Raw genomic sequence first — 12,248 nt, forward strand, 5'->3', positions numbered from 1 at the left:
CATCCAGCGTTTTTGATCAACAGATGACCCGTCCCCGCGATCGCCCCAGCAAGATCTGTCCTGTGTGCGGGCGCCCTTTCCAGTGGCGGCGCAAGTGGAAGGATGTGTGGGACGACGTGAAGTACTGCTCGGAGCGCTGCAGACGGCATAAAAAATCCTCCGCCATGACGTCGGAGGATGCTTCGCCGGCTTCGTGAAACCCATCACCCGGCCGTCGAATGAACGCTAGAGAGAAGTGTCTCCAGTGCCAATCTTGCAGTTATCAATAGGCCTGGCGTGAGGATTTGCGCAAGCCCCAGATCTGGTGTGGACAAGGGGGCAATGAATAAATTTGCAGTTGCTCTGGCGCTTGGTTTCTTGAATGCCCCACATGTGGTGTTCGGTGCACCTCAATGAAAGAACGCTGCCCAGTTGCAACAAAAAAACCCCGCCGAAAGGCAGGGTTTAGGGCCGGCAACACAAAGACGTCTGACCTTGTTTCGACTCTTTGGGGTTGCCGGTTCCTCACACAAATGCACTGTCACGCCTGAACTGTCACTGTGCCAGTTGCCTGGGGCCGGTTGCTGGTCTGTCCTTGCTCGCAGGGCCCGGGTGAAGAGATGTGAAGTGCCGGTTCCCTGCTCTTGTGCCGATTCTGCAGGTGGCGGTTGAATGGGCTTGCGGGGTTCGGAAGATTGCAGATGTCAACCAGCATTTCACAGCTTTTTGTGCAAGCGATCGCTCACGTTGACTGGGTGGGATCTCTTGCTGTTGTGCTGTTGATGGTGGCGATCACTATGGTTGGCTATCGCATCAATCATCCGATTCTCTGAAACGACTGAGCGAGGGCGATTGGCTTCAAGGGTGGCGTGATGTTTGAGATCCTCTGTGTGCTGATGCTTCCGCTGATGTTGATTGTTTACTACGCGATCCAGCGCTTGGTTGTGCATCACAGCGGAATGGAAACCCAGCTTTTGATCCATGATCTGGTGATTGAAGCGATGAACAAACACGAGAACGACTTCAATGATTAATTGGCTGGGTGGAGATCCCCACCTCTCGGACTGTTTGGTGTGAAGCGCGAGGGGCTACAACAACGATTAGTTGCAGTGAATGAGATGACAGTGACCTCCTCCCATGGCTTCACATTGGAATCGGTGGATGTGGCCCATGGATCCGTGATCACCGTGTTTGCCCGGGGCCGCCTCAGTCATCAGGACTATCAAGAGTTCATCCCGCAGCTTGAGGCCGCCATCGCCGAACAAACAGGTGATCGCTTGCGGCTCGTTTTCGATGCCCGTGAACTGGTGGGATGGGAACCGCAGGCCGCTGTGGATGATCTTCGTCTCGGACTCCGCCATGGGCGCCATGTGGAGCGTGTGGCGCTGATCACAGAAGCGCGATGGCTGACGTTGCTGAGCTCAGTGGTCGGTCTGCTGATGCCAGGCGAGTTGCGTCATTTCGAAGATCGGGCATCGGCGGATGCCTGGATCCGTGCGTAGGTTTCGCCCCCTTAAATTCAAGAACAATCTTCAGTCGCCCTTGCCGAGTCGCGTTCTGCGTAGCGCCCTGATGCGTTGCACCATCGTGTCTTCTCTGATCGGTTGTTGCCTGCTGGCAGCCTGTGCAACGCCTCGTGAGCCGCAACGATCTCTGAAGGACCCGGATCAGCGCCCCAGGGTTCTGGCCACCTTCACTGTGCTGGCTGATCTGGCCAGAAACGTGGCGGGTGATCGCTTGAAAGTGGAATCCATCACCAAGCCCGGCGCAGAGATCCATGGCTACGAGTTCACGCCCAGCGATATCGAACGGGCGTCTGGCGCTGATCTGATTGTGGAGAACGGCTTGGGGCTTGAGCTCTGGGCGCGCCGCTTCACGGCCGCGGCCGGCGATGTTCCCTCAGTCACGCTCACGGAAGGGATTCAGCCGCTCTTGATCGAGGACGATGCCTATGCCGGCCGTCCCAATCCCCATGCCTGGATGTCGCCGCAGCGCACCGAGCACTACGTGGATCAACTTGTGAAAGCCTTTTCCTCCCTTGATCCAGACGGTGCGCCGACCTACCGGGCCAATGGCGAGGCGTACAAGCTCAAACTCCAAAAGCTTGATGGCGAACTGCGGCAAGCCCTGCAATCACTTCCGAAGCAACAGCGCCTGCTGGTGACCTGTGAGGGGGCCTTGAGTTACCTGGCACGCGATTACGGGCTGGAGGAGGCCTATCTGTGGCCGGTGAATGCTGAAAGTCAGATCACGCCTCGCCGCATGGCCCGGCTGATTGAACGGGTCAAGCGTGACCAGGTTCCGGCGGTGTTCTGTGAGACCACGGTGAGTGATCGGGCCCAACGGGAGGTGGCCCGTGCCGCTGGCAGTCGCTTTGGCGGCAGTTTTTACGTGGATTCCTTATCGGATCGCAACGGTCCTGCCTCCTCCCTCCTCGATCTGCAGCGCTACAATGTGAAACTCATCCGAGAAGGGCTGGGGACATCCGCCGATCCAACGCCATGACGATGCGCATCGCTGCTGAGCAGCTCTGTGTGGATTACAACGGCACGGTGGCGCTGTACGACGCCTCGCTGAAGCTTCCCTCTGGATGCATCTGCGGACTTGTTGGCATGAATGGTGCCGGTAAGTCCACGCTGTTCAAGGCCCTCACCGGGTTCATTCGTCCATCGCGGGGACGGATCCGGATCAACGGCTGCAGCATCGTTGAGGCTCAGCGCCAGCAGTCCGTGGCCTACGTGCCCCAGAGCGAAGAGGTCGACTGCCAATTCCCAGTATCGGTTTGGGATGTGGTGATGATGGGCCGCTATGGATCGATGAACGCCCTGCGCATCCCCCGCAGTTCCGATCGGGTGGCCGTTCGCGATGCTCTCGAACGGGTGGATCTTCTGGAGCTGAGTCGACGACCGATCGGCACGCTCTCCGGTGGCCAGCGCAAACGTGCCTTCATCGCCCGTGCCATCGCGCAGCGTGCTGATGTGCTGCTTCTCGACGAACCGTTCAACGGCGTGGATGTGCGCACCGAGAAATTGATGGCCGACCTCTTTCTGCAGTTCCGCCGAGAGGGATGCACGATTCTGATCTCCACCCACGATCTCACCCACGTGCGTGATTTCTGTGATCTCGTGGTGCTCATCAACAAAACCGTGTTGGCCTATGGCGAAACATCGGAAGTGTTCACACCCGAAAATCTGTCCCTGACTTTCGGCGGCGTGCCCCCAGATCTGCTCACAGGGAACAGCTCTCCCTGAGACTGGGTCGATGGATCTTCTCCTGGAACCCCTCAGCCACGCCTTCATGCTCAAGGCGCTGTTGATCAGCGCCCTGGTGGGGGGGGTTTGCGGTCTGCTCTCCTGCTACATGACCCTCAAGGGCTGGGCTCTGATGGGTGATGCCGTCTCCCATGCGGTGCTGCCGGGAGTGGTGCTGGCCTATGCCCTGGGGCTTCCCTTCTCGCTCGGTGCCTTCGTGTTCGGCGTGGGGTCGGTGGCCACCATCGGCTTTGTGAAGCAGAAGTCGCGGATCAAGGAAGACACGGTGATCGGCTTGGTGTTCACGGGCTTCTTCGCCCTGGGACTGGTGCTGGTGTCGAAGACGCGCAGCAACATCGACCTAACCCACATCCTCTTCGGCAATGTGCTGGGGATCTCCTCCGCCGACATCCTCCAGACCGTGCTGATCTCCAGTGTGGTGATCCTGCTGCTGCTGCTGTTCCGCAGGGATCTGCTGCTCTTCTGTTTCGATCCCACCCATGCCCGTTCGATCGGGATCAACACGGGCGCTCTGCACTACCTGCTTCTCTCGGTGCTGTCGTTGGCGGCGGTGGCGGGATTGCAAACGGTGGGCATCATTCTTGTGGTGGCCATGCTTGTCACCCCTGGTGCCACGGCCTACTTGCTCACCGATCGCTTTGACCGCATGACCTGGCTGGCGATCGGCAGCAGTGTGCTCTCCAGTGTGCTGGGGGTTTATGTGAGCTACTGGACCGACAGCTCCACGGCGGGATGCATCGTTCTCGTGCAAACCGGACTTTTCCTGTTGGCGTTTCTTCTGGCACCGCGCCATGGCGTGCTGCGCCGCGGAAACCCTCAGGCCTGAGGCGGCTCCGGCGGGTTGTGGTCGTGGCGGTGGTGCAGATCGCTCACGTGGGTATGGCTGTGCTCGATCGCCTCATGCACGTGTTCATGGGCATGCCACAGAGGCGCTCCCCCTGGATGTTGATGCTGGTGATGGGGATCGGGATCCTCCCCACTGTGTTGATGGCGGTGGTTGTGATGCATCGCCGCGTGGTGATGCCGGTGGCTGTGGTGATCACCGATCAGCAGGACCACGCCAGCGGCCATCAGTGCCGCTGCGAGGACCAGGGCGCTGCTCACGGCACTGCCCAGCACCGCCACGGCAAACACGGCTCCAACAAACGGCGCTGTGGCAAACAGCACGGCTTCCCGTGCCGCCCCAAGCTGCCGCAGCGCGATCAGATCCAGCCAGATCGAGATGCCGTAGCCCAGGGCTCCAATCACAAGCAACGCCAGGCTGCTCCGCATCGGAGGGAAGGCTTGCTGGAACAGGGCTGACATCACCAGCAATGGCAGGGAGGCTCCCAAGGCTTTGATGCAGGCGATCTGCAGGGGATCACGCAGGCTGAGGGCCTGGCTGAGATTGTTGTCCACCCCCCAGGCCAGGCAGGCCAGGGCGATCAACCCCACCCCGCCAAGCGATCCGCCATCCAGGTGGCCTCCGCTCAGGATCAAGGCTCCGCCCAGGGTGAGTGCGGCTGCGCCGACTCCGCGCCGACCCAGGTGCTCGCGGCCGATCAGCACGGCAACGATCAATGTGAACAACGCTTCCAGATTCAGCATCAGTGACCCTGTGGCGGGGGAGAGCCGTTCCAGCCCCAGCACCAGACAGAGGGGGCCGACCACTCCCCCCAGGAGCGTGAGCAGGGCCAGGCTCGGCCAGTCGGAAGCCTGAACCGGTGTTTCTTCCGCTGCGTTCTCTGTGCTCCCTGTTGCCTCTGCGCGGGAACGCAGGTGGTGCAGGGGCAGCAGAACGGCACTGGCACCGAGGTAAAGCAGGGCGGTGACGGCCAGGGGGCCACCCTCAGAGGCCAGCTCCGCGATCAATGGAGCACTGCAGCCGAACAACACGGCGGCCAGGAGACCGGTCCAGTAGCGATGCATGCCCGTTGGGTGACGTCATCACCATGCCAAGAGTTGCGCAATCAGGGAGTGGTGGATTTGGGGAATTGCGGCTAAAGAATCATCGAAGAGATGTCCGCTCATTCCATGTCTGGTCGTTGTTGGTCAGTGGCTGCCGCTGCGGTTCTGGGGGCCAGCACCCTGGCGCCTTTGCCTGCAGCCGCGGATTCTGAAGTGCAGGTGTTCAGCACCATGGTCACCGAAGCGGAGGTGATCAAGGCCCAGCGCGGTTGGTGTGCGGCTTTGGTTGCGATCAGCGATGCTTACCAGACCGGTGGGTATGCCGCTGCAAAGGCCAAAGCGTCTGCGGTGATTGATGCGGCCTACGGCTTCGACTACGGCCCGATCGCGTTCAAACCCACTTACACCACTGGGGCGGATACGTTCCGTTCCACCCGCGCCGGAGCCCTGGCTTATTTCGTGGGTCCTGATCCCTCGATTCCCGCGTTCGGTAAAAACAAGGGCTTTGCCACCTATCGCCACTGGAAAAGCTGTGAGATCGAGGACTACGTGATCCAGCTGTTCGGCAACACGGCCAACACCATGGGTTTGGTGCGGGTGACGGATGCCAAGGGGCAGGTGGGCGTTGTGGAGAAAACGTGGACCTTCGTGCGCGAGATGAATGGCACGCTGCGGATCGTTCTCCACCACTCCTCGGCACCGTTCGATGCGCGCTGATTGGTGACAGGGATCCTCGTTCCTGTCGTTCCTGATGGAGAATGGGGTCTTAAACCTTTCATTGCAGCCGATGCAATTCAAGTCCACCCGTTTCAGGCTCAAGAGTGCAATGGCGCTCCTGGGCTTGCTCACCCTGGTGGGTGTTGCATCGGCTCGTGCCCATCACGTGCCCGGTGATGACCACAGCGGCATGGTGTTGTCGGGTCAACCTCAACATCCCGATCAGAGCTCAGGCGGCAAGAAAGCCATGTTTGACACCCGGGAGGAAGCCGAAGCCGCTGCCCCCGGTTTTGGATGCAAGGGTGCCCATGCCATGGGCAGCAAGTGGATGCCCTGTGAGAGTCATGGTCACGGCATGGGTGGCTGACCCGGGCGTGTCATTGCATGACGATCATCTGATCGCGTCGTGAATCCTTTCCAGAGGCTCTGAACAATCAGTTCAGTCGTCTGCCCCGTCATGCGCTTCGTTGCTTCGTTCGTTCTGGCTTTGTTGATTGGCTGGGTTGCGCCTCTTGCCGCCGATGCCACCGACACGGTGCGTGGCGGTCAGATCTTCACAACCAACTGCGCCGCTTGCCATGCAGGCGGTGGCAACATCATCAAGGCGGAGCGCACCCTTCAGGAAGCTGACCTCAAAGCCCACCTTCCGAACTATCTCGGTGCCCATGAGTCAGCGATCGTGGCCCAGGTCACCTACGGCCGCAACGCCATGCCCGCTTTCGTGGATGTGCTCAGTGAGTCGGAAATCGCCGACGTTGCTGCCTACGTGGAAGAGCAATCGTCTCAAGGTTGGAGCTGACACCAGGAGCTGGGAATGACACGTGCCTCCACGGCTTGGGCCATCTTCCAAGGTCTGCTGATTGAGGCCCTTCCCTTCCTTCTGCTGGGAGTGGCGATTGCCGGGATCGCCCGGTGGCTCGTTCCCCAGTCGGCCTGGGTGCGCCGGCTTCCGCGCCATCCCGTTCTCGCACCGATTGTGGGGGCTCTCCTCGGCTTCGCTCTGCCGGCCTGCGAATGCGGCAATGTGCCTGTGGCCAGGCGGCTCCTGGCCAGCGGAGCGCCCCTGGGAACGGGATTTGGATTTCTTTTCGCAGCGCCAGTGCTCAATCCGATCGTGCTGGCCAGCACCTGGGCTGCGTTTCCCGATAAAACCTGGCTGCTCTGGGCCCGGCCTCTGGGTGCGTTCCTGATCGCCCTGGCCCTCAGCATGCTGCTGGGAATGCTGGCTGAATCCCAACTCCTGGAGCCGGCTCTGCTGGAGGAGAGGCGCCTCACCCAACCGCTGTCGCGGGTGGGATTGCTCGAGCGTGGCAGTGGTCTGGTGGGGGGCAGCGCAGCGATGCCTGAGGCGCCAACAGCTGCCGAGCGGCTGGGAGCCGGAGCCTTGCTCGGCCACAGCACCCGGGAATTTCTCAGTCTTCTCACCTTGCTTGTGCTGGGCAGTGCCTTGGCCGCGGTGGTTCAAACCTGGTTGCCCCGCAGCTGGCTACTGGCCCTTGGCAGTGCCCCCACCCTGTCGGTGATCGCCCTGATGCTGCTGGCCCTGGTGCTGTCGGTGTGCTCCAGTGTGGACGCTTTCCTCGCCCTGGGATTTGCCGCCCAGGTCACCCCAGGAGCCCTGCTGGCGTTTCTGCTTCTCGGTCCTGTCGTTGACCTCAAACTGGCTGGACTGTTCACTGTGCTGCTCACGCCCAGAGCGATTGCCATCACTGCAGTGGCGGCGTCATTGCTGGTGTTGCTGATCGGTCAGTGGGTCAATTTTCTTCAGCTCTGAGTTGGTTGCCGTTTGATGTCTCTCCTGCAACGCCTGCGCCGGTCTCCCTGGATGACGCCTCTGGCCTTGGGGCTCTGGGGCTGGCTGTTGCTCTGGAGCAGTGCCTCCGGACGTTTGGATCTGCTTCTGAATGCGGCCTTTCACCCTGTGGTGACGGCAGCCGGGGCTGTTCTGCTGCTGCTGGCGCTGATCCAGTTGGGCAGGGCCCGAACCCGCCCGGTTGGTCCAGTTCCACTGGGCGTGCTGCTGTCACTGGGCGTGGCCCTGCTGATGCTGGCGGTCCCCCCGGCGCCCTCCTTCAGTGATCTGGCAGCCAACCGCCAGGACAGCCTTCCTGAAGCGCCCCAGCTCAGTTTTTTCCTGCCCCCCGAGCAACGCACCCTCACGGAATGGGTGCGCTTGCTGCGCAGTCAGCCTGATCCGGATCTGCATGCTGGAGATCCACTGCGCATCAGTGGTTTCGTGTTGGCGCGGCCTGGGGAACCTCCCCAGCTGGCCCGTCTCACCGTGCGTTGCTGCCTGGCGGATGCCACGCCCGCCGGCCTGCCTGTGGACTGGCCTGAGGGAACGGATCCAAAGCCGGATCAATGGCTGGAGATCGAAGGAACAATGACGGTTCAGGACCGCAACGGCGTGCCGACGAATGTGGTGAACCCCACCAGCATCAAGTCGATTCCCCGCCCGGCACGCCCCCTGGAGCCATGACAGGCCGATTCGCTCAATCCAAAGGGCGCTGGCTCGCGGCCAGCCTGACGCTGCTCGCCGGAGTGGCGCTGCTGCAGCAACAGCTGCTGGCGCGCAGGCCGCCCCGTTTGCTGGCGGTGGCGGTGCAACCGCTCCGCTCCGGTGCCGCCGCTCTGGATGTGACCTTCAGCCGCCCAATGGATCGCGCCACGGTGGCCGAGAGTCCTCTTGAACCCGAGTCTCCCCATCGCTGGCTCGGCCGGCAGACCCGGATGCGGCTGCTTCTGAAGTCTGGCGACCCTGTGTCAGGGCCTCTGCGGCTCGATCTGCGTGGCCGGGATCTGCGCCGTCTGCCGATGAAGCCGCAATCGTTGTGGTGGGATCCCCGGCCGTTTCTGCTGGCCGTGGCACCCGGGGACGACGGTGAGCGGCTGCTGATGCGTGAACGCGATGGTCGCTGGCGTGCCCTGATGCCTGCGCAGCAGCGCATCCTCCAGGTGGAGCCCCTGGGTGATGGCAGTGGTGTGGCCGTGGTGGGCGATGACGCCGAGACCACCCAGCAGGTGCTGTTCCGCAGGATCGATCAGCGCTCTCTCAGTGCCGTGCCATCAGGGCTGGGCGACCCTGACTTAGGCCCGCTGCAGACCCTGGAATCAGGTTCATTGCTGTTCGCCCATCTCAGCGCCAATCAGCGCGGTGATCTTTTGATTCAGCTCGGGGGATTTGAACCCGGGAGCGACCGGATCTGGATCCTTGAGCAAGGCTCCGAGCGTCGTCGCCTTGCGCTTGAGGCCAGTGGCGCCTTGCGCTTGCTCCCCGATGGCACGGGCCTGGTGCTTCCTTCCTTCGATGGACTTGCGTTGTTGCCTCTGGAGTCCAAGCAAGGAGCCGCCCCTGCGCAGACGCTGCCTGGTAGCCGTGAGGTGAAAGCGTTCTGTTCCGGGTCTGGCCGTGCCGTGTTGGTCAGGCACTGGCCTGATTACCGCCGTTCGGTTGAGCTGGTAATTCCCGGACGTCCGCCACGGCAGGTGTGGATCGGCGAGGCCGGTGTGATGGCTGCCGCCTGCGACAACGGTGGCGAGCGGTTGTGGCTCGTGCTTCGCGAGGCGGGTCAGCAGGCCCGAGACCGGGTTCTGCTGCTTGATGCCGAAGGCAGCATCCTTCTGAATCGATCCCTCGACAACTGGCGCCTCAGCTCCGGAGCTGAACTCGACTTTGATCCGGTGAGCGACCAGTTGCTCACGGTGGTGCGCCGCCCCGGGGACGATGATGCCGGGCGGGTGGCCCTGATCAGCGGACGCACGTTGGATCTGACCGTTCTGGACCAGCCTGGGGTGCTGGCCCGTTGGCTCCCTGCAGGTGGGGCCTGGACTGGCAGATCCTGAAGGCCTCGATAGGTTGAATGGGAATCGTTCTCATGATGGATGGGGAGTGCTCCCCTGGTTGCCGAGTCGTTGTCGGCTGCTTTTGACAATCGCGTCGTTCTGCAAGATGTGTCTTTGACACTCCAACCAGGCACGCTCACGGCCCTTGTGGGTGCGAATGGCGCCGGGAAATCCACCCTCCTGCATCTGTTGCAGGGACAGCTCTCCCCCACGGGCGGTCAGGTGCTCTGCGATGGCGTTCCTGTGCAGATGTGCCGCGATCAAGTGGTGCTCATGCCCCAGCGGGGACGGATTGACTGGTCGTTTCCGATCACGGTGCGGGAGTTCGTGGATCTTGGATCGGTGCGATCCAGGTCCTATGGCTGTTGTGACAGAGATGCGGCACTGCAACGGGTTGGTCTCACAGCCCTGGCCGGTCGTCGCCTGGATGCCCTGTCCGGAGGTCAGCAGCAGAGAGCTCTGCTGGCGCGAGCGCTTGTGCAGCCATCCCGGGTGCTGCTGCTCGATGAACCCTGTGCCGCCATTGATCCCCCCTCGCGAGCGCAGTTGCTCCAGCTGATGCGGCAACTGGCTGATGCAGGCCAGACCTTGCTGGTGAGCAGTCACGACTGGGGCTCGGCTCTCGATCAGTACGACCGGGTGATCGTGCTCGATGGACGCGTGCTTGCTGACGGATCGCCTGATCAGATTCGGCACCGGCTCGGCGATCAACTCGATCCGGGAGCCCACTGCCATGACTGAGATCGATCTCTGGCTTGTTCCCCTGTTGATGGCCCTGCTGGTCGGTGTTCTCTGTCCGGTGACCGGCACCCTGCTGGTGACGCAGAGGCGGGTGTTGCAGGCGAATCTCATCTCCCATGCCGTTCTGCCTGGCGTTGCTGTGGCCGTGGCGTTCGGCTTGGATCCTGCGATCGGTGGAGTGCTGAGCGGTCTACTGGGATCCCTGCTGGCGGAACGGTTGCAGCGGGGTCAGTCGGCTGGCCAGGAAGCGGTGATCAACACCGTGCTGGCTGGATTTCTCGGGCTGGGCGTGCTGCTGATTCCTCTCCTCAATCTGCGCCTGGATCTGGAGGGCTTGCTGTTCGGCGATCTCCTGATCGTGGACTGGTCGGATCTGACCCGGGTGCTGGTGGCGGCCGCGGCCATGGGGTTGCTGTTGCTAACGCGCTACCGCCAGCTCGTGTTTCTTGGCGTTGATCCTGAAGGTGCGCAAGCCTCTGGTTTGCCGGTGCGCAGTTTGCAATTGATGCAGGCTCTGGTGACCTCGATGGTGATTGTCAGTGCGATGGCAGCGGTCGGGGTGATCCTGGTCATTGGCCTTCTCTGTGCACCTGTGCTGCCCGGCTTGCGTCGGGTGGGAAGTCTGAGAGCGGCCATGGTGCAGTCCGCCTGCATGGGACTGGCCGTCAGTGCCATTGGTTTTTTGCTGGCGGTGCCTCTGAACCTGCCTCCCGGTCCCCTGATCGGGGTGGTGTGCATGGCGCTTTTGTGCCTGCCTCGGCTGAAGTTCGCCATGTGAAGCACATCTGGACAGAGGAATGAGAATGATTATCATTTTTGTAGAACTAATTCGGTCTTCTTGTTCGTCCCTCTTCTTCCGTCTGCCTCAGGGGTCCTGATCGCTGCTGCTGCTTCGGTGCCCACCGTGGTCGCTGCAGACGGAGTGCTCTGTGACATCACCAAAACGTTGGTGGCTGATCAGGCCAAGGTGGTCTGTCTGATTCCTGCTGGCGCGGATCCCCACACCCTGGCGTTGCGTCCTGCCGATCGCACCAATCTCAGTAAGGCCAATCTGGTGCTTCTCAACGGCTACAACCTCACGCCAGCGCTCAATGGCGTCAAGGCAGGTGGCCCTGTGGTGTCGATCGGTGAGATCGCTGTACCGAAGAATCCGGTGAAGGATCCACACCTGTGGCACGACGCGTCGAATACGGCGGCCATGGTCAACACCACAGCATCAAGGTTGAAGCTGTTGTTTCAAGGGCAGCAGGACAGCGCCATCAATCGCAGGCGGGCCGCGATGGACTCTGTGTTGAAAGCCTTGGGAACCTGGACTGGAGCTCAGATCCGTACGGTTCCTGAAGCGCAGCGCGTTCTGGTAACCGGCCATCGCGGCTTTTCGTTTCTGGCCAAGCGCTACGGAATCCGTGAACTTCCGGTGATTGACGAGTACGCCACCGGTGGTCGGATGCGTCCTTCCAGCCTGCGTGCCATCAGCAAAGCCATCAAGGCTTCTGGAACCAAGGTGATCTTTCCCGACGCGTTACCTCCTGCGAAGACGATGCGCCGGATCAGTCGCTCCAGCGGTGTGCCATTGGCCAAGCAACCGTTGTTCGGCGAAGGTCAGGCACCTGGGAAAAGTTTGATTCAGACAGCCACCGGCAATGTGTGCAATTTCGTTGTGTCTCAAGGAGGGACGTGCGATCAGAAGGCGGCTGATCAGTTGCAGAAGCGCTGGGCTGCGATCAATTGATCGAGTTCATCTTTGATCCCTTTCATCACTCTCTTTTTAAGTCCTCTTTTTCCATTTCTCGATTTCCCCCAATGGCT

The 12,248-nt window shown here is 61.4% G+C and carries 17 protein-coding genes; 16 read left to right on the forward strand and 1 reads right to left on the reverse strand.

Going from position 1 to position 12,248, the window contains the following annotated elements; translation table 11 throughout:
* Positions 1-23 precede the first annotated feature (23 nt).
* The 7 genes from KQ296_RS10535 (at position 24) to KQ296_RS10565 (ending at position 4,077) form a co-directional block, all read left to right on the forward strand.
* Entirely contained in the window at positions 24-197 is a 174-nt protein-coding gene (locus KQ296_RS10535) for a DUF2256 domain-containing protein (protein WP_011932883.1), read from the forward strand.
* Between the two features lie 483 nt (positions 198-680).
* Positions 681-812 carry a hypothetical protein gene (locus KQ296_RS10540; RefSeq protein WP_259726486.1) on the forward strand — a complete coding sequence of 44 codons (132 nt, stop codon included), beginning with the start codon at positions 681-683 and terminating at the stop codon, positions 810-812.
* Positions 813-851: 39 nt separating this feature from the next.
* Positions 852-1,013 (forward strand): hypothetical protein, encoded by a 162-nt coding sequence (locus KQ296_RS10545; RefSeq protein WP_011932884.1) that lies wholly within the window; start codon positions 852-854, stop codon positions 1,011-1,013.
* Positions 1,014-1,097: 84 nt separating this feature from the next.
* Positions 1,098-1,481 (forward strand): STAS/SEC14 domain-containing protein, encoded by a 384-nt coding sequence (locus KQ296_RS10550; protein WP_011932885.1) that lies wholly within the window; start codon positions 1,098-1,100, stop codon positions 1,479-1,481.
* Positions 1,482-1,551: 70 nt separating this feature from the next.
* Positions 1,552-2,484, forward strand: a complete 933-nt coding sequence (locus KQ296_RS10555) for a metal ABC transporter substrate-binding protein (protein ID WP_041428449.1) — start codon at positions 1,552-1,554, stop codon at positions 2,482-2,484.
* A 2-nt stretch (positions 2,485-2,486) separates the two neighbouring features.
* Complete coding sequence (locus tag KQ296_RS10560) at positions 2,487-3,230, forward strand: metal ABC transporter ATP-binding protein (RefSeq protein WP_041428808.1); 744 nt, start codon at positions 2,487-2,489, stop codon at positions 3,228-3,230.
* Positions 3,231-3,240: 10 nt separating this feature from the next.
* Positions 3,241-4,077: a metal ABC transporter permease gene (locus tag KQ296_RS10565; RefSeq protein WP_259726487.1), complete on the forward strand. Its 837-nt coding sequence runs from the start codon at positions 3,241-3,243 to the stop codon at positions 4,075-4,077.
* Here the strand turns inward: KQ296_RS10565 and KQ296_RS10570 are convergent.
* The gene (locus KQ296_RS10570; RefSeq protein ID WP_011932889.1) at positions 4,068-5,159 is read right to left on the reverse strand and encodes a DMT family transporter; all 1,092 of its coding nucleotides are present in this window, start codon (positions 5,157-5,159) and stop codon (positions 4,068-4,070) included. The genes KQ296_RS10565 and KQ296_RS10570 overlap by 10 nt on opposite strands.
* A 105-nt stretch (positions 5,160-5,264) precedes the next feature.
* Between KQ296_RS10570 and KQ296_RS10575 the strand changes: the two genes are divergently transcribed.
* The 9 genes from KQ296_RS10575 (at position 5,265) to KQ296_RS10615 (ending at position 12,171) form a co-directional block, all read left to right on the forward strand.
* Positions 5,265-5,855 carry a hypothetical protein gene (locus KQ296_RS10575; protein WP_011932890.1) on the forward strand — a complete coding sequence of 197 codons (591 nt, stop codon included), beginning with the start codon at positions 5,265-5,267 and terminating at the stop codon, positions 5,853-5,855.
* A 70-nt stretch (positions 5,856-5,925) separates the two neighbouring features.
* Positions 5,926-6,222, forward strand: coding sequence for a DUF3721 domain-containing protein (locus KQ296_RS10580; protein ID WP_259726488.1), 297 nt, complete (start codon positions 5,926-5,928; stop codon positions 6,220-6,222).
* A 90-nt stretch (positions 6,223-6,312) separates the two neighbouring features.
* Positions 6,313-6,654, forward strand: coding sequence for a c-type cytochrome (locus KQ296_RS10585; RefSeq protein WP_011932892.1), 342 nt, complete (start codon positions 6,313-6,315; stop codon positions 6,652-6,654).
* Positions 6,655-6,669: 15 nt separating this feature from the next.
* On the forward strand, positions 6,670-7,629 hold the full coding sequence (locus KQ296_RS10590) for a permease (protein ID WP_041428451.1): 960 nt from the start codon (positions 6,670-6,672) through the stop codon (positions 7,627-7,629).
* A 15-nt stretch (positions 7,630-7,644) separates the two neighbouring features.
* Positions 7,645-8,334 (forward strand): TIGR03943 family putative permease subunit, encoded by a 690-nt coding sequence (locus tag KQ296_RS10595; protein ID WP_011932894.1) that lies wholly within the window; start codon positions 7,645-7,647, stop codon positions 8,332-8,334.
* Complete coding sequence (locus tag KQ296_RS10600; RefSeq protein WP_011932895.1) at positions 8,331-9,698, forward strand: hypothetical protein; 1,368 nt, start codon at positions 8,331-8,333, stop codon at positions 9,696-9,698. The genes KQ296_RS10595 and KQ296_RS10600 overlap by 4 nt, the downstream gene beginning before the upstream one ends.
* Positions 9,699-9,737: 39 nt before the next feature.
* Complete coding sequence (locus KQ296_RS10605; RefSeq protein ID WP_011932896.1) at positions 9,738-10,439, forward strand: metal ABC transporter ATP-binding protein; 702 nt, start codon at positions 9,738-9,740, stop codon at positions 10,437-10,439.
* Positions 10,432-11,217: a metal ABC transporter permease gene (locus KQ296_RS10610; RefSeq protein WP_011932897.1), complete on the forward strand. Its 786-nt coding sequence runs from the start codon at positions 10,432-10,434 to the stop codon at positions 11,215-11,217. Before KQ296_RS10605 ends, KQ296_RS10610 begins: the two co-directional genes overlap by 8 nt.
* A 60-nt stretch (positions 11,218-11,277) precedes the next feature.
* Complete coding sequence (locus tag KQ296_RS10615; RefSeq protein ID WP_041428452.1) at positions 11,278-12,171, forward strand: metal ABC transporter substrate-binding protein; 894 nt, start codon at positions 11,278-11,280, stop codon at positions 12,169-12,171.
* Positions 12,172-12,248: the final 77 nt, after the last annotated feature.

Origin of the sequence: Synechococcus sp. CS-197 (assembly GCF_025128215.1) — a bacterium.
In the GTDB taxonomy this organism is placed as follows: Bacteria; Cyanobacteriota; Cyanobacteriia; order PCC-6307; family Cyanobiaceae; genus Synechococcus_C.

Excerpts from the sequence above, each read along its gene's own strand:
- KQ296_RS10575 (WP_011932890.1), top strand. The coding sequence starts at position 5,265 with ATGTCTGGTCGTTGTTGGTCAGTGGCTGCCGCTGCGGTTCTGGGGGCC.
- KQ296_RS10585 (WP_011932892.1), top strand. The coding sequence starts at position 6,313 with ATGCGCTTCGTTGCTTCGTTCGTTCTGGCTTTGTTGATTGGCTGGGTT.
- KQ296_RS10535 (WP_011932883.1), top strand. The coding sequence starts at position 24 with ATGACCCGTCCCCGCGATCGCCCCAGCAAGATCTGTCCTGTGTGCGGG.
- KQ296_RS10545 (WP_011932884.1), top strand. The coding sequence starts at position 852 with ATGTTTGAGATCCTCTGTGTGCTGATGCTTCCGCTGATGTTGATTGTT.
- KQ296_RS10605 (WP_011932896.1), top strand. The coding sequence starts at position 9,738 with ATGGGGAGTGCTCCCCTGGTTGCCGAGTCGTTGTCGGCTGCTTTTGAC.
- KQ296_RS10550 (WP_011932885.1), top strand. The coding sequence starts at position 1,098 with ATGACAGTGACCTCCTCCCATGGCTTCACATTGGAATCGGTGGATGTG.
- KQ296_RS10590 (WP_041428451.1), top strand. The coding sequence starts at position 6,670 with ATGACACGTGCCTCCACGGCTTGGGCCATCTTCCAAGGTCTGCTGATT.
- KQ296_RS10600 (WP_011932895.1), top strand. The coding sequence starts at position 8,331 with ATGACAGGCCGATTCGCTCAATCCAAAGGGCGCTGGCTCGCGGCCAGC.
- KQ296_RS10565 (WP_259726487.1), top strand. The coding sequence starts at position 3,241 with ATGGATCTTCTCCTGGAACCCCTCAGCCACGCCTTCATGCTCAAGGCG.
- KQ296_RS10560 (WP_041428808.1), top strand. The coding sequence starts at position 2,487 with ATGCGCATCGCTGCTGAGCAGCTCTGTGTGGATTACAACGGCACGGTG.
- KQ296_RS10595 (WP_011932894.1), top strand. The coding sequence starts at position 7,645 with ATGTCTCTCCTGCAACGCCTGCGCCGGTCTCCCTGGATGACGCCTCTG.
- KQ296_RS10555 (WP_041428449.1), top strand. The coding sequence starts at position 1,552 with ATGCGTTGCACCATCGTGTCTTCTCTGATCGGTTGTTGCCTGCTGGCA.
- KQ296_RS10580 (WP_259726488.1), top strand. The coding sequence starts at position 5,926 with ATGCAATTCAAGTCCACCCGTTTCAGGCTCAAGAGTGCAATGGCGCTC.
- KQ296_RS10570 (WP_011932889.1), bottom strand. The coding sequence starts at position 5,159 with ATGCATCGCTACTGGACCGGTCTCCTGGCCGCCGTGTTGTTCGGCTGC.
- KQ296_RS10540 (WP_259726486.1), top strand. The coding sequence starts at position 681 with ATGTCAACCAGCATTTCACAGCTTTTTGTGCAAGCGATCGCTCACGTT.
- KQ296_RS10610 (WP_011932897.1), top strand. The coding sequence starts at position 10,432 with ATGACTGAGATCGATCTCTGGCTTGTTCCCCTGTTGATGGCCCTGCTG.